The following is a 25514-nucleotide window of genomic DNA, read 5'->3' on the forward strand; positions in this document are numbered from 1 at the left end:
GGCGCCGTCACCTCCGGCCCGCGAAGTCGGGCGGTTGCAGGCTGCGTTGGACGATCAGCACCGGCTTCTCCAGCCGGTCCAGGCCCCGTACGGTGGCGCGGAGCTTGCGCGGGCCGAGTTGGTCTTTACGCAGGACCAGCACCTGCGCCTCGAAGGTGCCGTCGCCGTCGGCGCGTACGGTCGACCGGGCCGCGGTGATGCCCGGCTTCCAGGTGAGCGCGACCGTGGCGCCGGGCGGGAAGTCCTTGCCCCGCGCCACCGCCACATCGCCGGGCCTGGCGACCTTCGGGGTGACGGTCAACTTGGGCTGCAGGACGCGGATACGGGCGGTGTCCGTGTTGTTGGCGCGCCTGGGGTCGCGTGGGGAGCCGGTGACGGAGACGCGGATGTCTCCTCGGACGGCGGTGCGGTAGACCGCGGACTGCGTCACGGTCAGGCGCTCGCCGGGCGCGAGGGAGCAGGTGGCGGCGCGGGTGCAGCCGGAGAGGGCCGAGAGGCTGCGCTTGTTGGCGTCTTTGGTACGGGGCCAGGTGGTGGTGAGCGCGATGTTCTTCGCGGTCTTGGGGCCCGCGTTGGTGAGGGTGAAGCGCACGCCGGTCCGCTGCCCCGCGTAGCGGGGTGAGGGGCCGGCGGTCGCCGTCACGGCGATGTCCGCCTGGTTCGGCACCGGGGCGGGGCTGACGGTGAAGGTGGCCGTGTCGGTTCCGGTGTTGCCCGACGAGTCAGTAGCGGTGCAGGTGACCTCTGTTGTGCCTACGGGGAAGCGTGAACCGGAGGCGGGGTCGCAGGTCACTGGCAGATCGCCGTCGACCGCGTCCTCGGCGGTGGCGGTGAAGTCGACCTTGGTGCCGTTCTTGTCGGTCGCCTCGACGACGCGGTCGTCCACGGCGACGACCGGGGCCGTTACGTCGTTGACGGTGATGGTGATGTGCTGCTGGTAGTCCTCTGGAGTGGGATCCCCGTCCCCGTCCCCGTTCCCGTTGCCGTCCCCGTTCCCGTTGCCGTCCCCGTCTCCGTCGCCTCCGCCTCCGTCCTGGCCTGCGTTCTGTCCTGCGCTTTGGCCGGCGTTCTGGCCGGTGTTGTCTCCGCCTGGTCCGCCGTTCTGGCCGGTGTTGTCTCCGCCTGGTCCGCCGTTCTGGCCGGTGTTGTCCCCACCCGGTCCGCCGTTCTGGCCCGTGTTGTCCCCACCCGGTCCGGCTGTCTGGCCTCCGTCCTCACCGCCCGTTCCGCTGGAGGCGCCGCTGATCACTCCACCGATCAAGCCGCCGATGACCCCGGCGATGGTTCCACCGCCCGACCCGTTGCCCGACCCGTTGCCCGACCCATTGCCGGAGGCCCCGCCGCCACAGCCGTCGTCGGAACCGCCGATCGCGCCGCCCAGCACCCCGGCGATCAGGCCGCCATTGCGTTCGCTGTCGTATCCGCCGACCCCGCCCACCGCCAGCCCTGCGATGGTTCCGCCGCCGCAGCCGTCGGATCCGCTGGACACGCCACCCGCCGCCCCGCCGATGACTCCACCGTTCTGCCCGCCGTCGGTTCCGCCGACCGCGCCGCCGATCGCCCCGGCGATCGTTCCGCCGGAACCGGAGTTCCCGTGGTCGGTGCCGCCGTTGCTGGTCCCCTTCCCCTGGTCACGGAACACCCGCGCGGGCGGCACATCCGCGGGCATCTCTCCGCTCGGCACCTGGCCGTTCAGCAGGAACTGGACGGTGCAGCTGAGCGTCGCGCCCTGTGGGGCGTCGTCCGCCAGTTTGATGGTCTCGCTGAAGTCCGCCACCGCACCGCTGGTCACCTCCCTGCTCGCCGGGGTCAGCGAGACGGAGAGGGCGGGGTCGCAGGCCACCGCCTGGTAGCTGACCGTGGTGGGCAGGTTGCTCAGCCCCTCCGCGATGGTGTCCGCCACCTGGTCCGCGTCGATGTTCTGGAAGAGCTTGCCGCCCGTGGCCTGGATGACCTTGCTCGCCTGGTCGGGCTGGTGTGTCGGTTCCTGGTTCTGGCCGGGGCCGTTGCCGTTGTCGCCGTTGCCGTTGAGGCCGTCGCCGAGTTCGGTGGCCACATCCACGCCGAGGACCCGGACCCCCGCGCTCTTCAAGGCGTTGATGCCGTCACCCAGCGAGTGGTCCATGCTGGGGTCGTGGCTGGAGGCGTCGCCGACCAGGACGACGATGGGGCTCGCGCCCTCGCGGAAGACGGTTTTCCCGCCCGCCCCATTGCCGATCTGCCACAGGGCGTTGATCCAGTCCTCTGCGGGGCCGGGGCTGCCGAGACCGCGGTCGGAGGCGAGGCCGTCGACTCCTCGCCGTACCTCGTCCAGGTTGTCCGTGAGCCCCTGGAGCACGGTGAAGACCCGGTCGCCGTCGACCTTGTCACCGAAGGTGGCCACCGCGAAGCGGGAGTCGGGTTGCTCCTCACGCACCCTGTTGGTGATCCGGTCCAGGTTGTCCTGGACGTTGTCGATGGTGGGCTGCATGCTTCGCGTCCCGTCGACCAGCAGCACCACATCGGGCCGCGGCGGGATCACGGGCGTACGCACCTTCTTGTCGACCGCGAGCGAGTCGCCCGGGTCCAGCGGCTCGTCCACCACCGCGGGGGTCACCGTGGGTTCTGGCGCCGGCGCCCGCTTGCCCGCCGCCGCGCCCGGAAGGACGCTGATCGTCAGGGACAGTACGGCGGTCAGGGCGCCGATGCGCAGGGCGCGGGCATGCGCCTTGGCGCCCGTGCCGGTCCGCGACCGTAAGCGAAGGAACCCCCGTATGGAACGCACAGAACACTCCACTCGGCATCGGCGTGCGGTGTTCCACTGTCGCGGGTCGGAATGCGGAAGCGCACCGGGGCGGCAGCCAGCCCTTCGGGAAGGGCCGGCTGCCCTATGAGGCACCGTGGGGTCTACGGAGCGCGGACGGGGCGCGGACGGAGCGCGGCCCACGGGGTGGCGCGTTTCCTAAATCAGACCCTGGCGCAGCGCGTATGCCACGGCGTGTGAGCGGTTACGCAGATTCAGCCGCGTCATGACGGCGTGCAGTACGTTTTTGATCGTCCGCTCGGAGTAGGAAAGCTTCATGGCGATATCGGCGGTGTCGTATCCCTCGGCCACCAGCCGCAGCACCTCGATCTCGCGGGCCGCGAGCCCGGTGAAGTTGAGCCCGCGCGGTGCCAGGACCTGGCCTTGGAGCTTTCCGACCTGTTCCAGGAGGCTTCCCAGCAGATCGGGAGGGACGTGCCCTTCGCCCTGCGCCACGGAGCTGATCACCTGGACCAGGCGTTCCGGGGTGGTCTCGGCGCGTCTGACGATTCCGACGAAGCCGCATTCGGCGGCGTCCACGAGTTGTTGTTCGTCGATACGGGTGATGACCAGTACCCCCCGCGCGGTGCTGGTCCGCTGGATCTGGCGCAATACACGGTGTGCGTCGTCGTCGAGAACGTCCAGGACGACCACGGCCACCTGCGGCGCATCCGATTCGTCCCAGTCGATGATCGTAATTTCTGGCCGGGTGCGCAGCTGGCTGGCAACTCCGGCTTGGGATACCGGGTCTTGGGCGCGCAGCGCTACCGTGATGCGTTCTCCGTTCGTTTGTTGCACGTCGCTCTCTCCCCTCGGGCGACTGATGAGGGAGGTGGCGTGACAATTGCGCGGTGACGCACATGGCATGCACTTAGATCATGCACATGACATCACGATTTCCTCACATTCCCCTCCCTGTAACGGGCAACCACAGTAATGCTCTTGCTTCTCCAAGGGAATTGAACGTGCGTTCCCGGGCAACGGTGATTGCCCGAAAGTGTTCCTGCGCGGCCGGTGCCGGGATGTGATGCCGGAGTTTACGGTGCGCCGCATGAGTGTTTCGGCGAGCCTGGACGAGTCCACCGTCACCGCCCAGCCCGGCGGTGAGGCGGATATCGCCCTACAGGTGCTCAATTCGGGGGACACCGTCGAGGAATGCCGGTTCGAGGTGGTGGGGCCGTGCGCCGCCTGGACCACGGTGGAGCCGGCGAGTCTGTCGCTCTATCCGGGGGCGACGGGCACCGCCACCATCACCCTTCGCCCGCCGCGCAGCTGGGAGATCGCCCCCGGGGACACCCCCCTCGGGCTGCGGGTCGTGCCGACGAGCGACCGGAATCAGCCGGTGGCGCTCGAACGCGGTGTGACGATCCTGCCGTTCACCGAGGTCACCTCGGAACTGGTGCCGCGCGGATCGGCCGGCATCCTGCGCGGGCGGCACAAGGTGGCGATCGACAGCAGGGGCAACACACCGGTCACGGTGGGGCTGAGCGCACGGGGAGCCACCGAACGGGCGCGGCTGGGCTTCGAGGCCACCGAGCTGACCATCCCGCCCGGCCAGGCCAAGTTCGCCGCCCTCAAGGTGCGCCCGGCCAAGCGGCTGTGGCGGGGGACACCGGTCACCCATCCCTTCCAGGTGATGGTGACACCGCGGGCGGAGGAGGGGCACGACCCGTACGAGCCGGTGGTCCTCGACGGCTCGTACGAGCAGCAGGCCATCCTCCCGCGCTGGCTGCCCCGGGTGCTGGCCGTGGCGGTGCTGGTGGCCGCCGTGCTGGTGGGCCTGTGGTTCGCGCTGCTCCGGCCCACCGTACGGTCGGCGGCCCGGGAGGCGATCACCCCCCAGGCGGTCGAGTCCGCCGCGCGTCAAGCGGACAAGGAACGCAACGCCGAGGAGCAGAAGGGCGGACAGCAGGGCGGGCAACAGGGCGGCGGCCAGAAGGGGGCGGGCGGCGGCGGGGATTCCCAGCAGGGCGGCTCGGGAGGTTCCGGGGGCGATGCGTCGCGGTCCCCGGGCGGCGACGCGAGCGCGGAGCCCGGCGGCGGGGGCGGGTCCGCCATTCCGACGAGCGCCCGGGTACAGGTGCGGGACCGGGTGGGGGGCGGTTCGGCGCAGGAGACCGCGTACCAGGTCCCCGAGGGGAAGACGCTCCAGCTGACCGACATCGTCGTCCAGAACCCGCAGGGCGACGCCGGCACCCTGGTCATCTCCAGCGACGACGGGCAACTGCTCAACCTCGCACTCGAGAACTTCCGCGACTCCGACTACCACTTCGTCACCCCCATCGAGGTGCGGGCGAAGGGCACGGTCACGATCTCCGTCAGCTGCCGGGAGGTCGGCAAACCGGTCAAGGCCCCCACGCCGTCCCAGTGTTCGGAGTCGCTGTTCCTCGGCGGCAAGCTCGCCCCGGGCAAGGAGACCAATGGCTGATTCCAATGGCTGAGGCCGGCAGCTGACCCGGGCTCGTTGACGTACGGGTCTTACGCCTCGGGCGGGGACTCCTCCTCTTCCTCGGCCCCCGCCTCGGGCGCCCGCTGAACGAAGGAGCCCTGCACGTCCGCCGGTTCCTCGTCCTCGTCCTCCGCCTGGCGCTGCACCGGGGCCGCGGACGGTGCCGGGGTGGGGGCCTCGGCCAGTGCGGGCGCGGGGGCGGGGGCCGGGGCGGCCATCGCCCGCTCCGCGTTGGCCGACGCCTCCTGCTCGAAGCGGTCGGACGGATCGCTCACCCGGATCCCGCCCGGCGCCTCCGTACCGTCCACCGGGCCGCTGCGCTGCTGCATGACATGGGTGAGCTCATGGGCGAGCGTGGTGCGGCCCTGGTGCGAGGCCGGGTCGTAGCTGTCCCGTTGGAAGACGACGTTCTCGCCGACGGTGTAGGCCCGCGCGCCGACCTCCTTGGCCGATTCGTGGGCCGCCGAGTCCGTGTGCAGCCGCACCCCGGAGAAGTCGGCCCCGAGCCTGGTCTCCATGTCGGTGCGGACTTCGGTGTCCAGGGGCTGTCCGCCGCCGGAGGAGATCACGTCGTGGACGCTCGAGCGCTGGTCGTCCTCGTCCGAGGCGAGGGCCGGGTCCGAGGACGGGGCGGCTGGGGTTGCCGGGCCGGTGTCTCGTTGGATCGCCGATCCGAGGGCCGCGTTGCCGATGGTCCGCTGAAGGGTGCCCATCCCGGAGCGGCCGATCACCTCCGTATGGCCGGTGGCGACGGCCTTCAGCAGGTGGGGGAGGTCCGCCGACTGCTGAAGGTCCGTTCGCTCCGGCGTCTTGAAGGACTCGTCGTGCTCATGTTCGTGCTCTTGTTCATGTCCGTGGTCGTGTGTGCGCATCTGCCGCTCCCCGGGGAATAGCGGAGGTCCGCTCCCAGCGTCGCGGGAGGGGCCGGGTGTCGTCCAGGTTCGGCCCCGCCGGGGAGGGGCAGCGGGGATTGCCCCTTCGGGCAGTCACCCGCCGCCCCTCGCCCGTACGGTCCGGCCCTGCGGCCCTCAGCTCCGTAGGCCCGCGTCCCCTCAGCTCCGCCCCGTCACGCCGCCGAGGCGGATCCCCCGGCGGCGCGGGCCGTGACCGTGAAGCTCGCCTTCGCCACCGCCCCGTTCACCGTCACCGCCAGGGTCGCGGACCCCGGCCGCAGCGCGGTGAGCCGGCCCGTCGTCGGGTCGTACGCGGCGACATAGCGCGGCCGGTGCCGGGCGGCGTCGTCCGGGTCGCCGATGAAGAGGTTCGGCGATCCGGCCCAGTCCGCGCTCACCGGGAAGCCGACCGGCACCCGGCGGGGGTCGGCGCCCTCGCCCTGGAGCACGGTCGCGGTGGCCTCGGCGTGCTGCCCGGCGGGCAGTTCGGCCGGGGCGGTGACGGTCAGCCCGTCCACATGAGCCCGGGTCTGTACGGACACCCAGTCGGGCCCGCCGGTCCACGGGGCCTGCCGGGCACGGGCCTGCTCATGCTTGGAGACCTGGTCGACGCCGACCATGGACCAGCCGGTGAAGCCGCCCTGGCCGGGCGGGGTGGCCGGGTTCTTGCCCGAGTTGCCGTTGATCAGGTACGGCACGCCGTCGACCCGCGAGGCGTGGAAGGTCCCCACATGGCCGCCGATGAAGGCCGCGCCCTTGCCGGTCGTACGGCGGAACTGGGCGAGCCAGCCCTCCAGCAGCGCGGCCTCCTTGCGGTCGCCGAGCTGACTGCCCTGCTGCGGGGTGGGGTCGCGCGGGGGCACATGCTCGATCACCATCACCGAGCCGACCGCCGGGTCCTTCGCCGCCGCGTCGAGTTGGGCGCGCAACTCCTGGATCTGGTCGACGCCGCCGCCGCGCAGGCTCAGGCTGGAGGTGTCCAGGGTGATGAAGCGGGTGCCGCGGTGGTCGAAGACGCGGTGTGCGGGGCCGAATTCGGCCTCGAAGTTGTCGATCTTCCCACCCATCACCTCATGGTTGCCCGGCACGTAGTACCAGGGCACGGCCCCTTCACCAGAGCCCAACTCCTCGGTGAGGACCTTACGGGCGAAGGCGAGGTCGGCGGGAGAGCCCTCGTCGACCAGGTCCCCGTCGATGACCACGAAGTCGGGGCGCGCCGCCTTGATCTCGCGCAGGGTGCGGCGGGCCTGAGTGACGATCGCGCTGTCCGGGTCGCGGGCCACGAACTGGGCGTCCGACATCACCGCGAACCGCCAGTCCCGGCCCTCGGCGCGCGCGGCGGTGCTGATCAGCGGGTCCGGATACGCCGTCTGCTCGGGCAGGTCGACGGCGGGCGGGACCTGTGCGGTGAGGTCGTCGATGGTGATGCGGCCGGTGTACTGGCGGGTGGCGCCGGTCTCGGCGAGATAGAAGCGATTGACCTTGAGCGGATACGAGACCCCGGCCGGGACGGCGAAGTCGACGTGGCGCCAGCCGGTCCAGGTGACGTACGGGCCGCGCAGCAGCTGGTCGGAGCCCGCCGCGTCCTTGAGGTGGAGCGTGGGCCACGCCCCGTTGCCGTCACCCTTGATCCACAGGCCGAACGACTGCGGCTGGCCCTGCACGGCGATCTGCTGCGGCGGGCTCACGTACGCGGCGCGGGTGGCGGTGGACTGGGTGAAGTCGTAGGTCAGCTCCAGGCCGGTGCCGGTGTGCCCGTCGGGCGTGGCCGCGAGCGAACCGGAGGCGCGGGCCTGGCTGAACTTCCACTCGCCCGCGTCGTCGAAGGCGGCCTCCTGCCGCTCGGTCAGCCCCACGGTGACCGCGAGCCGGGTGGTGGTGCCCGCCACGGTGACCTTGATCTGGCCCGCGCCCTGTCCGCCGTGGGCCTTGACGGTGAAGTCCCCCGAGTCCTGGTCCGGGGTGATGTCGAAGAGGTCGTGGTCGTAGTCGAGCCGGACGTCCGAGGGTTCGACGGGCGCGCTGGTGCCGTGCGCGTCCAGGCCCACCACCCCGAAGCGGCCGGTGGCCTCGGCGTCCTTCAGGCCGATCAGCCGGGTGGTGGGCTGGATCCGGTCCAGGTCGTCGAGGACGGTCAGCTCGATATCGCCCTTCGCCGCCCCGCGGCGGGCCGTGACCTGCGCGTCGCCGCTGTGCTGGGCGGTGAAGGTGCCGTCGGCGCTCACCCGTCCGATGTGCGGGTCGGCCGAGTGCCAGGTCGCGGTGCCCTCGGCGGGGCCGTACGTCTCGTCGTATCCGGCGGCCGTCAGCCGCCGGGTCAGCCCCGGGAAGACGCGCTCGGGATGGCCGCCCTTGACCGGGTCGACGGTGGGCGCCGCTCCGGCGGCGGCCGCGGTCTCCACCCAGAAGCCCTTGAGCCGGCCGCTGCCGTCGGGGGCGGTGAAGGCCAGGCCGTTGGGGACGGTGCGCTCGCTGCCGTCGGACGGGCTGTTCTCCACCCGCGCCGTATCGCTGCCGGGCACGCGGGCCACCAGCGTGGAGGAGCCGCCGCCGTCGAGGTTGAGGGCGCTGTAGGAGCCCGCGTCCTTCATCATCACGCCGAGTTCGGTGAGCGTGACGCCGCCGCTGTCGGCCTGTCGCCCGTCCACGGTGAGGACCTGCATCGTACGGCCGTCGCGGGAGAAGCCGACCGCGGTGCGCGGGGCGGCGGTGTTGTTGCCCTCGCCGTCATGGCCGACCGCCTCGCCGTCCACGACCAGCAACTCCCGGCCGCTGACGGCCGTGTCGGGCACGTCGCCGCTGTCGGGGCGCGGGTGGTACTCCCATGAGACCGCGTCGCCGACGGCCAGGTTCGCCAGCGCGTCGGCTCCCGCGTCGCGGCCGATCAGCAGCGTGGTGCCGGGGGGTATCGCGCCCTTGCCGGGCGTGGTGGCCACGGAGGTGACCTTGCCGTCCACGACGGCCACTTCGGCGGTGCGCTTCGCTCCGGCCCCGTCGACGGTTTGGGCGCGGTCAGCCTCCCCCCACTGGGCGGTGTACGCGGCGATGCCCTGGGCCGGCACATTGGCCGAGTTGAGCGCGGCGAGTGGGCGGGTGCCGCCGGGGAGAGTGAGCGTACCGTCGAAGTACAGCTGGAGGACCCGGCCGGCGTCGGCCGGTCCGATGCCCACCGCCCGGCCCCCGGCCGCGCCCGACGAGGCCGAACTGACCACCCGGCCCGCGCTGATACCGGTCCCCTCGGGGGCGCCGGTCTGGTTGATGTCGAAGAAGTCGCCGTTGATGGCGGCGACCGTACGGCGGCCCGGCCCCGGGTCGTGCTCGGCGGCGAGCTCGGAGACGGGCTCGCGGGCGGCCACCTTGTCCGGGTGGAGGTAGTCGACCTTTGTGCCGCTCGCCAGGTCCACCGACAGCGAGTCGACCCGGAGCCACTTGTCGGACTCCAGCCGGTCGTACGAGGTCAGCTTCACCCCGGGGGCGACCGGCCGCGAGCTGCGGGCGGTCTCGATCCCGTCGCCGTCGACGACGGACCGCACCGAAGAGTCGCCGCGCGCGCTGGCGGCTGGCGGCGCGATGGGCCGCAGCATCTCGGCGGAGGACCGGGGCAGCGGCTCGGGAGCGGGGGAGTGGGGGTTGTCAGCGGCGGCCTGACCGGCGGCGCCCAGCAACAGGGCGGACACCGCGGCCAGTACCGCCACGGGTCTGACGAGAGCGACAGGGGGCACGGCAACTCCAGAAACCCTCGGCTTCGCGTGGTTCACACGCACAGCGCCCCAGCATCCCGGGGGGAGTTGACCTTGCGCCAGGAGTCGTCGGCAACATCCTGGGAAACATCGCGGCGCGGGTCACGGCCCGCACGGCGGTGCGCGAACCGGCGTACATCGCGGCGCGCACCACGCCGTGCGAGCCGGTGTGAACCGGCGTGCGACGCCCTTCGCGGCGCGGGCGCTCAGGCGTCGATGACGCCGTCGAGATAGACCCAGTCCCCGTCGTGGCGTACGAAGCGGCTGGTCTCGTGGAGCTCGCCGGCGCGCCCGTGCTCCGTGTAGCGGGCGCGGAACTCGACGGTGCCGGTGGTGTGGAACGCGCTGCCCTCGGTCGTGGCGAGGACGTCCAGGCCCCGCCAGCGCAGCGCGGGGTCGAAGTCGACGCGCGGCGGCCGGGTGTCGGGGTGCCAGCTGCGCAGCAGATACGCCTCGTCCTGGCGGACGAAGGCGCTGTAGCGGGAGCGCATCAGCTGCTCGGGGGCGGCCGCCCGGGCCTGGCCGCGGTGCAGTCTGCCGCAGCAGTCTTCGTAGGCGGCGGGCAGCCCGCAGGGGCAGGGCGCCGGGCGGGGCGGCTGCGGGCGTCGTGCGCGTCGGGACATGGCCCCATTGTGACGGGGCGCGCGCCGCTCCCCGCCCTGGGGCCCGGGGCGGGGAGCGGCGCGCTCACAGTGGTGGGACGGTTGGGGAGTTCAGCTCCCGGTGGACCGCCGTGACCAGGGCGGTGTCCTCCGCCAGGTCCTCCGCGCCGAGCAGGAGCAGCAGTGCCCGCAGGGCGTCCGGGGCCGGCCGGTCCCAGGCGCGGCGCAACTGCTCGGCCGCCGGGTCCTCGGCGGGGGTGTCCCGGGTGGCGCGGGCCCAGGCGGCGAGTGCGGCGGCCAGCTGCGGGGTGTCGTGGCCGGTGGCGCGCAGCTCCCGCAGCGGGGCCAGCCACCGCTCGGGGATCTTCAGCGAACCGTCCGCGGCGATCTGCCGGATCCGGTGGTGCATCGAGGGGTTGGCGAAGCGGCGTACGAGGCTGTCGACATAGCCGGGGAGGTCCAGGCCGTCCGCCGGGGGCAGGCTCGCGGCGGCCTCCGCGCAGTAGGCGCGGACGGTGTCCTCGCCCCATCCGGTGGCCATGACATCGGCCACGGTCTCGCAGCCGGCCGCCATGCCCAGATAGGCGATGAGCGAGTGCGCGCCGTTGAGCAGCCGGAGCTTGGTGAGCTGGTACGGGGCGACGTCCGTGACGAAGCGCGCGCCCCCGGCCTCCCAGCGCGGCCGGTCGGCGGCGAAGGTGTCCTCGAGCACCCACTGGGTGAACGGCTCCGCGGTCACCGCGCCCTCGTCGCGCAGGGCCAGGGCGCGGGCGGCGGTGCGCAGATCGCCCTCGGTGGTGGCGGGGACGATGCGGTCGACGACGGTGGAGGGGAAGGCGACCGCGGTGGCCGTCCACTCCAGCAGGCGTTCGCGTTCCTGCCATCGGGTGGCGGAGACGAAGTCCCGTACCAGGCGGCGTACGACCGCGCCGTTGCCGGCCATGTTGTCGCACGAGACCACCGACAGGGGCGCGCCGCCGGAGCGCAGCCGGGCGCGCAGCCCGTACGCGAGCTGCCCGACCACGGTCGCCGGGGCCAGCGCGCCTGCGAGGCTGTCCCCTACCCGGTCGCTTTGTGCCAGGTCGCCGCGGACCAGCGGCCCGGTCAGGTCGAGGCCGCCGGTCGCGGGGTCCCGGCGGTAGCCCTTCTCGGTCACGGTGAGGGTGACGACGGTGACGTCCGGGGAGGCGAGCAGTTCGGTGAGGCGGGCGCCGTCGTCCGCCGCGTGCAGCACCTCGGTCACCGTGCCGACGACGCGGGTGAGCGGCCCGTCGGGGTGGCGCTCGGTGAGCGAGTACAGCCCGTTCTGGGGGCGCAGCGCGTCCACGACGGCCCTGCTGCGCTGGGTGACGCCGGCGATTCCCCACCCGCCGCCGGCGGTCACCTCGGCCTGCTCCGTATAGACGGCCTGATGGGCCCGGTGGAAGGCGCCGATGCCCAGGTGGACGATGCGCGGCCGCAGCGCGCCGGGGTCGACCGCGGGCCGGCTCTCGGCGGGGACGGCGCGCAGGGTCGCCGCGGAAAGCCGCCCGGGGGCGGGTGTGGCCCGGTCGTGGGGTGTGGTGCTCACCAGTCGTGCACCGACCCGTCGGTACGGCGGTTCACCGGCAGGTACTTGGGGTCGTACGGGAAGCGGGCGGCCGCCTCCTCGTCGAGTTCGACGCCGAGGCCGGGGGCGTCCGAGGGGTAGAGGGCGCCGTCGCGCAGTTCGTAGCCGGGGTGGAACACCTCGTGGGTGAGCGGGTCGTGGGACATGTACTCCTGGACGCCGAAGTTGGGGACGGTGACGTCCAGGTGGACGTTGGCGGCCAGGGACACCGGGGACAGGTCGGTGGCCCCGTGGGAGCCGGTGCGGACCTGGTAGAGCTCGGCGAGGTGGAAGATCCGCCGCAGGTGGGTGATGCCGCCGGCGTGGACGACGGAGGCGCGGATGTAGTCGATGAGCCGCTCGGTGATGAGCTGCTGGCAGTCCCAGATGGAGTTGAAGACCTCGCCGACCGCGATGGGGGTGGTGGTGACCTGGCGGATCTGGCGGAAGGACTCCTGGAGTTCGGCGGGGGTGGGGTCCTCCATCCAGAACAGCCGCAGGTCCTCCAACTGGTGGCCGAGCCGGCCCGCCTCGGTGGGGGTCAGCCGGTGGTGGACGTCGTGCAGCAGGTGGAAGTCGAAGCCGAAGCGCTCGCGGACCGAGGCCAGCAGGCGGGGCGCGAAGTCCAGGTAGTCCTCGGTGGACCAGGTCTGTTCGTCGGGGAGGGAGGCGGCGGCGGGCTCGTAGACCACGCCCTTGCGCACCCCGTAGCTGCCCGGCGAACCGGGGACGGCGGCCTGGGCGCGGATCGCGCGGTAGCCGAGGTCGCGGAAGCGGGCGACGTCGTCGAGGAGTTCGGGTACGTCGCCGCCGCTGGCGTGGCCGTAGACCATGGCCCCGTCGCGGGCCCGGCCGCCCAGCAGGTCGTACACGGGCATGCCGGCGACCTTGCCCTTGATGTCCCACAGCGCGGTGTCGACGGCCGCGATGGCGGTCATCGTCACCGGGCCGCGGCGCCAGTACGCGCCCTTGTAGAGGTACTGCCACATGTCCTCGATACGGGCGGGGTCCCGGCCGATCAGCAGCGGTACGAGGTGGTCGCGCAGATACGAGGCGACCGCGAGCTCGCGGCCGTTCAAGGTCGCGTCACCGAGTCCGGTCACGCCGTCGGACGTGGTCACCTTCAGCGTCACGAAGTTGCGGCCGGGCGAGGTGACGATGACCGTCGCCTCGGTGATCGTGGCCATGTGCCGCTCCTTGGGGCCATGGATCCTTGGGGGCTCAGCTGGTCGACCAGGCTGACTACCATACAAGTATGGCAGCCGAGCGGGTCAAGGGACGGGGAGGGGGTCGATGACACGGGTGGAAGGACTGCACGCGGCTCGTTCCCGGGGACGCAACACCCGGCAACTGGTTCATGAGGCGCTGCGTTCGCGCATCGTCAGCCTGGAGTTGGAGCCCGGGACGGCCATCTCGGAGAACGACCTTGCGGCCGAGCTCGGCGTCAGCCGCACCCCCGTGCGCGAGAGCCTGATCCTGCTCGCCGACGAAGGTCTCGTCGACATCTATCCGCAGATGGGGACGTTCGTCTCGCGCATCCGCGAACGGGACGTCGCCTCAGCCCAGTTCATCCGGGAGGCGCTGGAGCGCGCGGCCCTGCGCGACGCCGTCGGGCGCACCACCGAGCGCGACATCGCCGATCTGAAGGCGCTGCTCGCCGCCCAGGAGGAGGCCGACCGGCGGACCGACCGGGAGGGCTTCTTCCGGCTCGACGAGGAGTTCCACGCCCGGCTGATGGCCGTCAGCGGACATGGCTCCGCCTGGCCGGTGGTCAGCGAGGCCAAGGCCCAGCTCGACCGGGCGCGCCGGCTGTCGCTGCCGCTGACGGCGCAGATGACCCGGCTGGCGGGCCAGCACCGCGAGATCGTCGAACTGCTGGAGGCGGGCGATCTGGACCGGGCCGACGAGGCGCTGTGCTCGCATCTGCGGCTGGTCTTCAGCGATGTGGAGAAGATCCGGGCCCGCCACCCCGAGCTGTTCAGCGACCAGGACGCGCCCGTACGCCCGCGCCGCGAGACCGCCCGGCGCGGCGGCTCCCGGAGGGATGCCTGACCCGGGCGATCCTTTCGGGCTCCCGGTGATCCTTTCGGGCCCGAGCCGGAGCCGTCACGGCGGCGGCCCGCCGTACGTCACTGCGCCGGGGCGGCACGTTTGGCGTAGGCGGTGATCATGGCCGTCTCCATACGGCCGACCCCCTCCAGGGAGCCGACGCGGTCGGTGAGATAGGCGTGCAGTGCTTCGGCGTGGCGACAGACGGCGATGGCGAGCAGGTTGTGGGCGCCGGTCGTCATGCCGACGAAGGCCGTTTGGGGGTCGGTGGCCAGAGTCCGGGCGATGCCGCCGAGCCGGGCGGGGGCGATGGTCAGCCAGAGCAGGCACTGCGCCGAGTACCCGAGCAGGCCCGCGTCCGCCTCGACGTCGAGGCGGAGCACACCGTTCCGGCGGAGCTCTTCCAGCCGCCGGCGGACGGCTGATTCCGACCCGCTGACCTGTCGGGTCAGGTCGCGACCTGACGGGCCTGCGTGCGCTCGCCCGCGCGTTGGTGCGGCGTCAGCTGAACGAACCGCCGGATACGGCCCCGCATGTCCGGTGGTGTGGGGAGGGCCGGGAGAACCGGCCCTCCTCCCCGATCATCCCGCGATTGCGCGCGGAGCGTCGCGGCCCTCGTCTCTGCCGGGTGCGGAGCGCTGGCATCGCAGCCGGGCGGAGCCGGTGAGGGCGAATGTGTGTGATGAGGTCGTGCGTGCGGGTGAACTGGCGTTCGGAGCTGAAGTGCTTGGGCTGGGGCTGGACGCAAGCGAACCGCCACCGCCAGTGACGCCCGCTGTGCAAGCCCCTCGCTTGAGCGAAGGGTAGTTGACGATTCCCGAGCAGCTTCTGTTCATCACCGTCGCTCTGTGGGCGGCAGGCCGGGCTCGTGATCGGGCCCCGGCTCCGACAGGGGCCGCTGCATGAGCAGCGTGTCGATCCAGCGGCCGTGCTTACGGCCCACGGCGGTCAGCCGGCCGGCGTCGGTGAAACCGAAGCGGCGGTGCAGGGCGGCGGAGGCGTCGCTGCCGGTGTCCGCGATGACCGCGATCATCTGCCGTCGCCCGGCCCGGGTGGCCTCCGCGATCAGCGGGCCGAGCAGGGCGGTGCCCAGCCCCCGGCCGGTGGCGTCGGGGGCGAGGTAGATGGTGTCCTCCACCGTGTGCTGGTACGCGGGCTTGGGCCGCCACGGCCCGGCGTACGCGAACCCGGCCACGGCGCCGGAGAGTTCGGCGACCAGGAAGGGCAGGCCACGGTCGGTGAGATCGTCCAGCCGCTGCTCCCACTCGGCGGCGGAGCGCGGTGTCTCGTCGAAGGTGGTCACGGTGTGGCGGACGTAGTGCGCGTAGATGTCGGCCACGGCCTTCAGATCGGCGTGGACCGCGGGGCGGATGGTCGCTTCCGGGGGCGGGGGCGTCATGGGCGCGGGCTCTTTTCGCTATAGAGGAATACGTTGCTATTATAGGGGAATGCTGGATCTCCTGACCTTGGGCACCCGTGTCCAGGAACTACGGCACGAACGGGGCCTGACCCTTCAGCAGTTGGCCGAAGCGGCCGAGGTGAGCGTGAGCATGCTGTCCTCGGTCGAGCGCGGCCAGAAGGCGCCCACGGTCCTCGTCCTCGCCCGCATCGCCGACGGACTCGGCGTACCACTCGCCGACCTGGTCGCCGAGCCTGAGGACAGCCGTGTCATCGTGCGCCGGGCGGCCGACCAGGACACCGTCGAGGAGCCCGGAGGGTGGCGGCGGACCATCCTCACCCCCGTGGTGCCCGCCGTGAACTTCGAGTGGATCCGCACCACACTGCCGCCCGGCTGCGACGCGGGCCGGTTCCCCGCGTACGCCCCGGGCTCCCATGAGTTCGTCGTGGTGGAGTCGGGGACCCTGCGGCTGACCCTCGCGAACAGGACGGTGGACCTCGACGCCGGCGACTCGGTGTACTTCGCCGCCGATGTCACCCACGGCTACGCCAACCCCGCGCGCGTGCCGTGCGTTTACCTGGTCGCCGCGCTCATCATGCGGCCCCGCGCGGCCCAGTCCCGAAGGAACGGCACACCCTGACGGGGCCAGTGAAAAGGAGCCCGGTGAAAACGAGCCCGGTGAAAATCGGTTGCCCGCCCGGTGAGCCCCCTGCTCTACTCACCGCCGGTAGATCCGCCGTACGAGGAGGCCCGATGAGGCACACGTTCATGTCCATTCACCCCACCCCGGCCATTCGCGCGAAGGACATGACGTTTGTCGACCTCATCGACCCTGCCCGCCACAAGGAGGACGACCTCCGGTAGGCACGTACTCCGCTTCCTCCTGCCAGGCCGCGGCGCCGCCGTACTCCTGGCCCTGACCATCACCGCCGCCACCGCCCTGCCGCTGGCGGCACCCCAGTTCACCCGCCGGCTCGTCGACGGCGCGAACGCCGGCGACGACACCCGCACACTCACCCTCACCGCGCTGATCTACCTCGCCCTGGCCGTCGCCGGACAGGGCGCCCGCACCGTCACCGCCTGGCTGGCCGGCCAGGCGGCCTGGGACCGCACCAACCGGCTGCGCGAACACCTGGCCGAGCACACCCTCGGTCTGGACCTGGCCTTCCACGGCCGGCACACCCCCGGCGAGCTGATCGAGCGGGTGGACGGCGATGTGTCCGCCATCGCCGACTTCGTCGTGGCGTTCCTGCTGGACGTCGTGGCCGGGGTGCTGCTGCTCTGCGGGGTGATCGCGGTGGTGTGCGCGGTCGACCCGCGCATCGGCGCGGCCCTGCTGGTCTACTGCGCGCTGATCGGCCTCGGCATGGTCCGCGCTCAGCGCCTGGCCGTACCCTCCGCCACTCGCGCCCGGGCGGCCGACGCCGCGCTCTTCGGCTTCCTGGAAGAACGGCTCGCCGGAGCCGAGGACCTGCGCGCCAACGCGGCAGGCGAGCACACCGTACGCCGCTTCCACCAGGCCAGCGCGACACTGTGGCGCGCAGGGCTGCGCGCCAGCGCGGTCGGCAGCGCCGTCCTGGCGGCCACCAGCGTGGCGTTCGCGACCGGCACAGCGCTCATGGCCGGTCTTTCGGGCACCCTCAGCATCGGCACCGCGGTGCTGCTGTTCCAGTACACGCTGATGGTCCGCACCCCGTTCGAGCGACTGATCGACCAACTGCGCCACTACCAGACCGCCCTCGCCGGAGTGGCCCGCATCCGCTCCCTGCTGGCCGAGAGCCGCACGCTGACCGTCCCGGCCACCGCCAAGCAGTTGCCCGCGAGCGGGCCGCTGCGGCTGGAACTGGACGGCGTCGACTTCTCGTACGGCGATGAGAAGGGTAGGGGTGGCGAAGGCGGCGAACTGGTGCTGCGCGACATCGCCCTCACCCTCGCCCCCGGCGAGACCCTTGGCCTGGTCGGCCGCAGCGGCAGCGGCAAGACCACCATCGCCCGCCTGGTGGCCCGGCTGTACGACCCGACGGCCGGCGCCGTCCGGGTCGGCGGTCTTGACCTGCGCGAGGTGGACACCGCCTCGCTCCGCGAGCGGGTCGCCGTGGTCACCCAGGACGTGCAGCTGTTCGCCGCCGACGTCCGGGACAACCTCACCCTGTTCCGCCCCGGATACGACGACGACCGGCTGAGAGCCGTCCTGGCCGAAGTGGGGCTCCCCGACTGGGACCTCGACGCCCCCCTCGGCACGGTCTCCGCGGGCCAGGCGCAGCTGCTGGCCTTCGCCCGGGCCCTGCTCGCCGACCCCGGGCTCGTGGTGCTCGACGAGGTGTCCAGCCGGCTCGACCCGGCCACCGAACGCCATATCGGCCACAGCACGGCCCGGCTGCTGACCGGCAGGACCGGCGTGCTCATCGCGCACCGGCTCGAATCGCTGTCCCACGTGGACCGGATCGCGGTCCTGTCCGGCGGCCGGGTCGTCGAGTACGGCCGGCGGGAGGAGCTACTGGCCGACCCCGGCAGCCGGTTCGCGCGGATGCTCGCGGGGGTGCGCCGATGAGCCTGCTCACGGCGGTCACCGCCACCCTGGTCCGCTTCGATCTGCGCCGCTACCTCATCGGCGGCCTGCTGTGGATGCCGGCCAGCGCCCTGCCGCTCATCGGCGGGCTGATCCTGCAGCGGATGTTCGACCACCTCACCGTGGGCCGGGTGCCACTGCTGCTGTGCGCGGCCTTCGTGGGGGTGGAGCTGGTCCGCGGCCTGACCATCGTCATCGCCTGGACGTACGGCGACTACTGGTGGAGCGCGGCGGCGGCCCTGCTGCGGGGCAATGTGCTGCGTTCGATCCTGAGCGGCAAGGGGCGGGTGCCGCATTCGTCCGGTGAGGCGCTGGCCCGGCTGCGCGACGACGCCGCGGACGTGGTGGAGTTCGTGGACGAGTCGGTGCCGCTGGCCGGAGCCGCGCTCTTCAGCGCCGCCGCGCTGGCGATCATGGTGTCCATCCACCCGGCCGCCACCCTCGCCCTGATCGTGCCCGCGCTCGCGATCGGAGTGGCGAGCCGCCTGCTGAACCGGCTGACCGGGCGGCTGCACCGGCAGGCCGCCGCGCGCGGCGCGGCCGTCACCGGCCACCTCGGCGAGATCTTCACCGGCGTGCTCGCCATCAAGACCGCCGGGGCCGAGGAGGCGGTGCTGGAACGGCTGCGGGCCCACAACCGGCTGCGCCGCGACGCGGCGGTCAAGGACCGGCTCGCCACCGACCTGCTGACCACCGCAACCGGCGCGAGCGTCGAGATCAGCGTCGGCCTCGTGCTGCTGCTGGCCGCCCCGGCCATGCGCCGCGGCGAGTTCACCGCGGGCGACCTGGCGCTGTTCACCACGTACATCGGCTGGCTCACCGCGCTGCCGCGTACCGTCGGTTCGATCCTCGCCCGGATGCCCCAGGCGGCCGTCTCCACCGAACGGCTCACCCGGATGACCGGCCCGGACGACAGCGTGTCCCGCGACAGCGGCGTCTGGTTCCACCGGGACTACCCCGCCCCGGAACCGGCGGCCCACGACGATCCGCTGAAGACACTTCAGGCGCGGGGGCTGGCCGCCCGGCACGGCCTGCACGGGGTGGACCTGGAGATCGAACGGGGCACCCTCACCGTGATCACCGGCGCGGTCGGCTCGGGCAAGACGACGCTGTTGCGCACCCTGCTCGGGCTGGAACCGCCGGTGGCCGGCACGATCCGCTGGAACGGCAGTCCGGTGGCCGACCCCGGCGTATACCTGGTGCCCGGCCGGGCCGCGTACGTCGGCCAGGTGCCGCGGCTGTTCTCCGCCACGCTGCGGGAGAACCTGCTGCTCGGCCGGGATCCCGAGCACATCGAGCGGGCGGTGGGGGCGGCGGCGTTCGACCGAGACCTGGCCGCGCTGCCCGACGGCCTGGACACGGTGGTCGGCCCCCGGGGCATGCGGCTGTCCGGCGGCCAGGCCCAGCGGGTGACCGTCGCCCGGGCCCTGGTCCGCTCACCCGACCTGCTCGTGGTGGACGATCTGTCCTCGGCGCTGGACGTGGAGACCGAACAGCTGCTGTGGGAGCGGATCACCGGCGCCGCCACGCTGCTGGTCGTCTCCCACCGGCCGGCCGTACTGGCCCGGGCCGACCAGGTCGTCGTCCTGGACCGGGGCCTGGTGGCCGGCCGCGGGACGCTGGACGAACTGCTGGAGGGCTGCGCGGAGATGCGGCGGCTGTGGTCGCGGGAAACCCTGGAAGCCGGAGACGGCCTCGAAGCTCCGGTAGCCAGGGACAGCCTCCGGTAGCCAGGGACAGCCTCCGGTAACCAGGGACAGCCTCCGGTAACCAGGGACAGCCTCCGGTAACCAGGGACAGGCTCCGGTAACCAGGGACAGCTTGACAACCCCGGAATCCGCGGGCGAGAGGGCGGCGCTCCAGCGGGATCGCCGGGCGGTGCCCGGGGCGGGGGCGGGAGGGTGGCGCGGCGGCGCCACCCTCAGCCCCTTCACCCCGGGCACCGCCCGTGGTCCGCCAGCACCTCCCGGATCACATGGCGCGCGTTGGCCGCGATCCCCGGGTTTGTGTGCTGGTAGTAGGGGAGTTGGATGAGCGCCATGGACAGGGCCCGGCCGCGGCCGCGCGCCCAGGTCGCGTCGTCGGCGTCGACGGCCGCGCGGAAGCGGTTCCGCACCTGTGCGGGGAGGAGGTTCCAGGCGACGATCAGATCGCATGCGGGATCCCCCACGCCCGCCGTCGCGAAGTCGATGACCGCGCTCAGCCGGCCTCGGGCGACCAGCAGATTGCCCGGCATCAGATCGGAGTGGACCCACACGGCCGGGCCGGACCACTCGGGCGCCTCCAGGGCAGCCTCCCACGCCGCGGTGGCGGCCCTCGTGTCGATGACGCCGTTCAGCTCCTTGATGGCGGCGCGGGTTTCGGCGTCCTGCGTGGTCAACGGCCCACCCCGGTGGGCGGCCGGGCCGTCCGTGAGCTCGATCCGGCGCACCGCGGCGATGAACGCCGCCAGGTCCGTGGCGAGTCCGGCGGGGTCGGCGAGGCCGCCGACGGCCGGGTTCTCGCCGTCGAGCCAGCGGTGGACGGACCAGGGCCAGGGGAAGTCCTCGGTGGGCAGCCCTTCTTCGAGCACCACGGGTATGTCGACCGGCAGCAGCGGGGCGAGCCGCGGCAGCCACCGGTGCTCGAACTCCACATCCCCCACCATCCGCTCGGCGAGGGGCAGCCGCACGGCCATCCCGTCGCCGAGCCGGAACATCGCGTTCGACGTGCCGTCCGACGGAAACCGCTCCACGGGCAGATCCGCCCACCGCGGGAACCGCGCGGCCACCAGCCGCCGCACCAGCGGTACGTCGATGTCGAACTCGTCAGCGTGCATTCTGCCCGCGCCCATCAGTGGTTTCTCCTCGTTCAGCACGCCGCGGGCGCGCGCAGATGGCTCAGCAACTCGTCCCCGGCCGGGTACGGGCGCTCCTCGGGGAGCAGCCTCGCCGCCGCGTCGAGCTCGTCCCGGCGCACCAGGGCGTGGACCTCGTGCGCCAGCGGGGTCACATCGGTGATCGCGACCGTCCACTCGTCCGCGTAACGGCGCGCCGCCTCGCCCGAGAGCCCGAGCTGCAGCGAGCGATACGACAGCGGCCGCAGCCGTAGATCCCGCTCCGGATCCCACTGGACGCGCGCGGGGGCGGCCTTCAACGCCCGCTTCCAGGCGGCCTGGTCGGGGTGGAGCCCGCGCTCGTAGTGCGACAGACACGACCGGCCGAGCGCCCACTCGAACCCTTCGCGGGTGATCTCGACGGCCAGAACGGTCTCCTGCCCCTCCTTCGCACCCCAGCCGCAGCGGTACATCATCCACAGGAACGACGGCTTGATCCACGTCATCCGGTCCCGCTTCCAGGCGACCGGGAAGCGGCCGTCGCGGGCCGCGGGCAGGCCGAGATGCGGGGCGTACGCCTGGTAGACGGTGACCGTGGACTCCGTGTGGAGCGCGCGGATCTGATGTCGCGGTTCTTGCATGGCCACCAGGGTGGCGGGTGTGGGCCGTGGGTTGCCAGCGAATTAGGCCCGTCGCGCCGATCTGCCGAAATGGTGCTGTGCGGTGCGGCCCGGTGCGTGGTCGGATACGGCGCATGGGTTCCGAAAGCGACGTTGTCGACACCTCTCCCGCCGCCGGTGGCGCGGCACCGCATGTCGTGGGGGTGGACGCCTGCCCGGGTGGCTGGGTGGCGGTGGCCCTGCGGGGCGGCCGGTTTGCGGGTGCCGATATGGATGCGGCGCTGGCGGCGTTGCTGACGCGGGTGCCGGCGGGCGCCGTGGTGGCGGTCGACATTCCGCTGGGGCTGCTGGAGGCGGGGCGGCGGCGCGCGGACGAGTTGGCGCTCTGCCGAGTGGCCCCGCACCGCTCGCGGGTCTTCCCGGTGCCGCCGCGCCCGGTGTGGGAGGAGCCCGACTACGGCGCGGCCAACGAGCGCTGTCGGCGCCTCACGGGCTCGGGGCTGTCCCGTCAGTCCTGGGGTCTGGTGACGAAGCTGCGGGAGGCCAACGCCTGCCGCGACGGCGGCGAGCGGCGCCTGTACGAGGTGCACCCCGAGGTCTCCTTCGCGGCCATGAACGGCGGCCACCCGGTGGCCTCGAGCAAGAAGAGCTGGAACGGCCAGGTCCAGCGGCGGCGGCTGCTCGGTGAGCAGGGCATCGCCCTGCCCGACGAGCTCGGCCCGGCGGGCCGGGTGCCGCCCGACGACGTCCTGGACGCCGCGGCGGCGGCCTGGAGCGCGCACCGGATCGCCCTCGGCACCGCGGTGAGCCTGCCCGACCCGCCCGAGACGACGCGCGACGGGCTCCCGGTCGCCATCTGGTACTGACCGGAGCGGGTGTACTGACCGGAGTGGGCTGTGCCGACCGCGTCCGGCCGACACAGCCCACTCCGGTACGGGGCTCCGGTACGGGGCGAAGCGCGGGAAGCGGGAAGCCGCCCGGCCCCCTCCGCCGGGCGGCCTCCCGTTCGCCGGTCCGGCCAGGCGTCAGATGGCGACTCCGCGCGAGCGCAGATACGCGACGGGGTCGACGTCCGAGCCGTAGCGCGGACCGGTGCGCACCTCGAAGTGGAGGTGCGGTCCGGTGGCGTTGCCGGTGGCGCCGGAGCGGCCGATCCGCAGGCCGGCGTCCACCGTCTGTCCGGGGCGCACCGCCAGCGAGGACAGGTGCGCGTACTGGGTGTAGAGGCCGTCGGAGTGGCGGATCACCACTTCGTAGCCGTAGGAGCCGCCCCAGCCCGCGGTCACCACGACGCCCGCGGAGGCCGCGCGCACCCCGGTGCCGACGGGCACCACGAAGTCGACCCCGGTGTGGTGGCCGCTGGCCCAGCGCGGGCCGCGGACGCCGTACGACGTGCCGAGCGGGCCGCTGACCGGGGTCATGTGGCGGCGCTGGGCGGAGGACCGGCGGGCGCTGTGGGCCGAGGTGCCCGATGTCGTGGCCCCCGCCTTGCCGGCCTGTTGGTGACTACTTCGCGCGGAGCGCGGCTGCTTCGTGTGTGGCCGCTTTGCTTGTGGCTGCTTTGCCTGCGGCTGCTTTGCCTGCGGCTGCTTCCCGTGTGCCGCCGCCGTGCGCGCCGCGCCGGTGCGGGAGGGGAAGGCGAGCCGCTGACCGGGGTAGATCTTGTCCGGGTCGGAGCCGATGGTGCGCCGGTTGGCGCGGTAGAGCGCCTTCCAGCCACCGCTTACGGACTCGCGCTGCGCGATGCGCGACAGCGAGTCCCCGGGCACCACCCGGTACGGCCCGGAGCCGGTGGCGTGCCGCCGCGGGGCGGGGGAGTGGTGGCGGGACCCCGTGGAGCTGCGTGACCCCGCCGAGTGTCCGGAACCCGCGGAGTGGCCGGAGCCGCCGCGGTTCGCGCCGGACGCGGGCCGGCTGTCGCGGGTCAGCCGCCCCCGTACCGAGCAGACCGGCCACGCGCCCGGACCTTGGCGGCGCAGTACCGCCTCGGCCACGGTGATCTGCTGGGCCCGGGTGGCCAGGTCGGCCCGGGCGGCGTACTTGGTGCCGCCGTAGGCCTCCCAGGTGTGCTGGGAGAACTGCAGCCCGCCGTAGTAGCCGTTGCCGGTGTTGATGTTCCAGTCGCCACCGCTCTCGCACTCGGCGACCTTGTCCCAAGTTTCCGAGGGGGCCGCGACGGCCACATCGGCGCCCAGGAGCGGCAGGACGATGCTCACGCTGCCCACGGTGAGGGCGGCACACAGGGGCGAGATCCGGCTGGGCGGTGCGGAACGGCGGTGACTTCCTCGTTGGGCCATGGGCCTGTTCCCTCCACGAGCGTTCGACTCGCCCACCGGCAGCCCCGGCGGGCTGTACGAGTACCGCAGCCGGGAGGCGCAGGTCACAAGGCGCTGGGGGTCTCACGGACGGCCGTGCGCCGTCGAACGCCACCCCCACGGAAGCTGATGCTCCATCAGCCCCGCACGGCAAGGCGCGTGGAGGACCGGGGGCGCACGGCTCGGCCCGTAGCCGGCGGCGGCCTGGACGCGGCGGGCCTCCGTCGCGCCCGGCCCGGCGACGGGGCCGAGCTCCGCGGCGACCGGGCGGGGGCGGGAAATGATTCTTTCCCGGTGCGGACCGGACCGGGTAATCCTCGGGATTGGTTTACCCGCCCCATCGGCACCGCAGGCCGCGATGGGGGACGAAATGCGCGCGGTACGAGGGAGATCGGGCGGCACCGGGCCCGGCACTCCGCCGCCGCCCGGAATCCGCCGGCCCCCGCGCCGAGCCGGTCCCCCGCTCCCGCCCTGGGGGATCCGGCCGGGAGGAGAGGGAAAAGCGCCGCGGGGCAGCCGAACCCATCCGCCGGAGAGCGGGGGAGAAGCGGGGGAGAAGAGGGAGGGAAGCGAGAGAGAAGGAGGGCAGGAGAAGGAGAGAAGAAGGGGAGAAGAAGTACGGAGGCGTCATGCGGGCGGTAGCGGCCGGGCCTGCGCGTTCGCGCCGACCGTAGCCGACCGTAGCCCTCGGGCAACGCCCCGCGCGCGAAGCGACGTCGCACTTGTTTCGACAGGTCGTCATCGAGTCGCCGCGCACGGCATATCAGATCCGGACACGAGGGTGATCCGTTCCGTGCTGGGCGGATGCATTTGCGCTCCCTGGTGCTCGGTTCGATCGCAGGGCCGGGTCCCGGAGCGGAGCTTGTCGTACGAGGCGGGCCGTATGGCGACTATCGGCGCGGGCCGCGAATCGCCCCTTCCCGGCGGTATCCCCGGACAGCTCGTCGTAGCGGAGGTCACCGGCCCGGTCCGGGGCCTGCGGCGGCGTCTCCTCGTGGCCGGGACCGGGCGGGGACCGCCGCCCGCGGACCCGCTCCTTCCTGGGGGTATGGATGCGCGAGGCCCCGTCTGAGGGGCGCCGTGTGGAGTTCCCGTCTCCGAGCCGGGGCGGATCCCCCCTCATGTCCCGGGCCGACGAGGAGCGCCGGCTGCGCGGCGAGTCCTTATATCGCTGTCGTCGGTGCCCCGCGGGCGAGGCGCCCCTTCTCATCCGTATCGATTTACCGCATCCTCGATCCGCGGACTCCGCCCCGGCCCGGGACGTGGGACGGAGCCTGTCGACTGAGGGGTTCCTTACCCGGTCGGATGGATTTGCGGCGCACCGTGGGGCGTTCGGCCTGCGGGCCGGGCCTGGGACGGAGTGGGACGGAGGCGGAACCCGCCGCTACGTGGCCGGGCCGTAAAATCGACCTTGTGCGTGAACCGTCCCTTCTCGGCCGTGCGATATCCGCTCTGTCGTGCGAGGCTCCGGTCCGGCCCGAGGCGCGGGGCCGAGCCGGTGCTACGGGCCGGAGCCGCAAAACGATGCCGCCCGCGAGGGCCGGGATGAGCGGCGGGATAGGAGAAGATCCGCCGCACCGCCGTGCTTCTCCCGAAAAGGCGATCGCCGCCCGGGCCCGGAAACTGGCGGAGAATCAGGCGGTCCACGTATAGCGGGAGGCGTGCCGCCGCGCATACCATGTCAATCACATCG

General features: G+C 72.8%; 18 protein-coding genes. 6 read left to right on the forward strand and 12 right to left on the reverse strand.

Going from position 1 to position 25514, the window contains the following annotated elements; genetic code table 11:
• Positions 1 to 7: 7 nt before the first annotated feature.
• Both ACH4U7_RS34435 and ACH4U7_RS34440 read right to left on the reverse strand, forming a co-directional pair.
• Positions 8 to 2764, reverse strand: a complete 2757-nt coding sequence (locus ACH4U7_RS34435; RefSeq protein ID WP_398531701.1) for a VWA domain-containing protein — start codon at positions 2762 to 2764, stop codon at positions 8 to 10.
• A gap of 177 nt (positions 2765 to 2941) precedes the next feature.
• Positions 2942 to 3580, reverse strand: a complete 639-nt coding sequence (locus ACH4U7_RS34440) for a LuxR C-terminal-related transcriptional regulator (RefSeq protein WP_385614919.1) — start codon at positions 3578 to 3580, stop codon at positions 2942 to 2944.
• A gap of 253 nt (positions 3581 to 3833) precedes the next feature.
• Between ACH4U7_RS34440 and ACH4U7_RS34445 the strand changes: the two genes are divergently transcribed.
• A complete protein-coding gene (locus ACH4U7_RS34445; protein WP_398531702.1) occupies positions 3834 to 5210 on the forward strand; it encodes a hypothetical protein in 1377 nt (458 codons plus the stop codon).
• Positions 5211 to 5260: 50 nt separating this feature from the next.
• On the opposite strand, the gene ACH4U7_RS34450 is transcribed toward ACH4U7_RS34445, so the two are convergent.
• The 5 genes from ACH4U7_RS34450 to manD form a co-directional block, all read right to left on the reverse strand.
• Entirely contained in the window at positions 5261 to 6103 is an 843-nt protein-coding gene (locus ACH4U7_RS34450) for a DUF4157 domain-containing protein (protein WP_398531703.1), read from the reverse strand.
• A 194-nt stretch (positions 6104 to 6297) separates the two neighbouring features.
• Positions 6298 to 9819 (reverse strand): phosphodiester glycosidase family protein, encoded by a 3522-nt coding sequence (locus ACH4U7_RS34455; RefSeq protein ID WP_398531704.1) that lies wholly within the window; start codon positions 9817 to 9819, stop codon positions 6298 to 6300.
• A gap of 251 nt (positions 9820 to 10070) precedes the next feature.
• Positions 10071 to 10487: a YchJ family protein gene (locus ACH4U7_RS34460; RefSeq protein WP_398531705.1), complete on the reverse strand. Its 417-nt coding sequence runs from the start codon at positions 10485 to 10487 to the stop codon at positions 10071 to 10073.
• A gap of 64 nt (positions 10488 to 10551) precedes the next feature.
• Positions 10552 to 12036 carry a mannitol dehydrogenase family protein gene (locus ACH4U7_RS34465; RefSeq protein ID WP_398531706.1) on the reverse strand — a complete coding sequence of 495 codons (1485 nt, stop codon included), beginning with the start codon at positions 12034 to 12036 and terminating at the stop codon, positions 10552 to 10554.
• A complete protein-coding gene (gene manD / locus ACH4U7_RS34470; RefSeq protein ID WP_398531707.1) occupies positions 12033 to 13241 on the reverse strand; it encodes a D-mannonate dehydratase ManD in 1209 nt (402 codons plus the stop codon). The genes ACH4U7_RS34465 and manD overlap by 4 nt, the downstream gene beginning before the upstream one ends.
• Positions 13242 to 13347: 106 nt before the next feature.
• Here manD and ACH4U7_RS34475 point away from each other — a divergent pair, with 106 nt between their 5' ends.
• A complete protein-coding gene (locus ACH4U7_RS34475) occupies positions 13348 to 14106 on the forward strand; it encodes a GntR family transcriptional regulator (RefSeq protein WP_398531708.1) in 759 nt (252 codons plus the stop codon).
• Positions 14107 to 14183: 77 nt separating this feature from the next.
• Here ACH4U7_RS34475 and ACH4U7_RS34480 read toward each other — a convergent pair whose 3' ends face one another.
• Positions 14184 to 14486 (reverse strand): Lrp/AsnC family transcriptional regulator, encoded by a 303-nt coding sequence (locus tag ACH4U7_RS34480; protein WP_398531709.1) that lies wholly within the window; start codon positions 14484 to 14486, stop codon positions 14184 to 14186.
• Positions 14487 to 14938: 452 nt separating this feature from the next.
• Positions 14939 to 15502, reverse strand: coding sequence for a GNAT family N-acetyltransferase (locus ACH4U7_RS34485; protein ID WP_398531710.1), 564 nt, complete (start codon positions 15500 to 15502; stop codon positions 14939 to 14941).
• Positions 15503 to 15551: 49 nt separating this feature from the next.
• On the opposite strand from ACH4U7_RS34485, the gene ACH4U7_RS34490 reads away from it, so the two are divergent.
• The 3 genes from ACH4U7_RS34490 (at position 15552) to ACH4U7_RS34500 (ending at position 19801) form a co-directional block, all read left to right on the forward strand.
• The gene (locus ACH4U7_RS34490) at positions 15552 to 16142 is read left to right on the forward strand and encodes a helix-turn-helix domain-containing protein (protein WP_398531711.1); all 591 of its coding nucleotides are present in this window, start codon (positions 15552 to 15554) and stop codon (positions 16140 to 16142) included.
• Between the two features lie 174 nt (positions 16143 to 16316).
• On the forward strand, positions 16317 to 18053 hold the full coding sequence (locus tag ACH4U7_RS34495; RefSeq protein WP_398531712.1) for an ABC transporter ATP-binding protein: 1737 nt from the start codon (positions 16317 to 16319) through the stop codon (positions 18051 to 18053).
• Complete coding sequence (locus tag ACH4U7_RS34500) at positions 18050 to 19801, forward strand: ABC transporter ATP-binding protein (protein WP_398531713.1); 1752 nt, start codon at positions 18050 to 18052, stop codon at positions 19799 to 19801. The genes ACH4U7_RS34495 and ACH4U7_RS34500 overlap by 4 nt, the downstream gene beginning before the upstream one ends.
• Positions 19802 to 20001: 200 nt before the next feature.
• Here ACH4U7_RS34500 and ACH4U7_RS34505 read toward each other — a convergent pair whose 3' ends face one another.
• Together ACH4U7_RS34505 and ACH4U7_RS34510 are read right to left on the reverse strand one after the other, a co-directional pair.
• Complete coding sequence (locus tag ACH4U7_RS34505; protein WP_398531714.1) at positions 20002 to 20904, reverse strand: aminoglycoside phosphotransferase family protein; 903 nt, start codon at positions 20902 to 20904, stop codon at positions 20002 to 20004.
• Positions 20905 to 20921: 17 nt separating this feature from the next.
• On the reverse strand, positions 20922 to 21527 hold the full coding sequence (locus ACH4U7_RS34510; protein ID WP_398531715.1) for a DUF4291 domain-containing protein: 606 nt from the start codon (positions 21525 to 21527) through the stop codon (positions 20922 to 20924).
• Positions 21528 to 21640: 113 nt separating this feature from the next.
• Here ACH4U7_RS34510 and ACH4U7_RS34515 point away from each other — a divergent pair, with 113 nt between their 5' ends.
• Entirely contained in the window at positions 21641 to 22372 is a 732-nt protein-coding gene (locus ACH4U7_RS34515) for a DUF429 domain-containing protein (protein ID WP_398531716.1), read from the forward strand.
• Positions 22373 to 22531: 159 nt separating this feature from the next.
• Here the strand turns inward: ACH4U7_RS34515 and ACH4U7_RS34520 are convergent, their stop codons facing one another.
• Positions 22532 to 23803, reverse strand: a complete 1272-nt coding sequence (locus ACH4U7_RS34520) for a transglycosylase family protein (protein WP_398531717.1) — start codon at positions 23801 to 23803, stop codon at positions 22532 to 22534.
• Positions 23804 to 25514 lie beyond the last annotated feature (1711 nt).

It is taken from the genome of Streptomyces sp. NPDC020845 (genome assembly GCF_044334165.1).
In the GTDB taxonomy this organism is placed as follows: Bacteria; Actinomycetota; Actinomycetes; order Streptomycetales; family Streptomycetaceae; genus Streptomyces.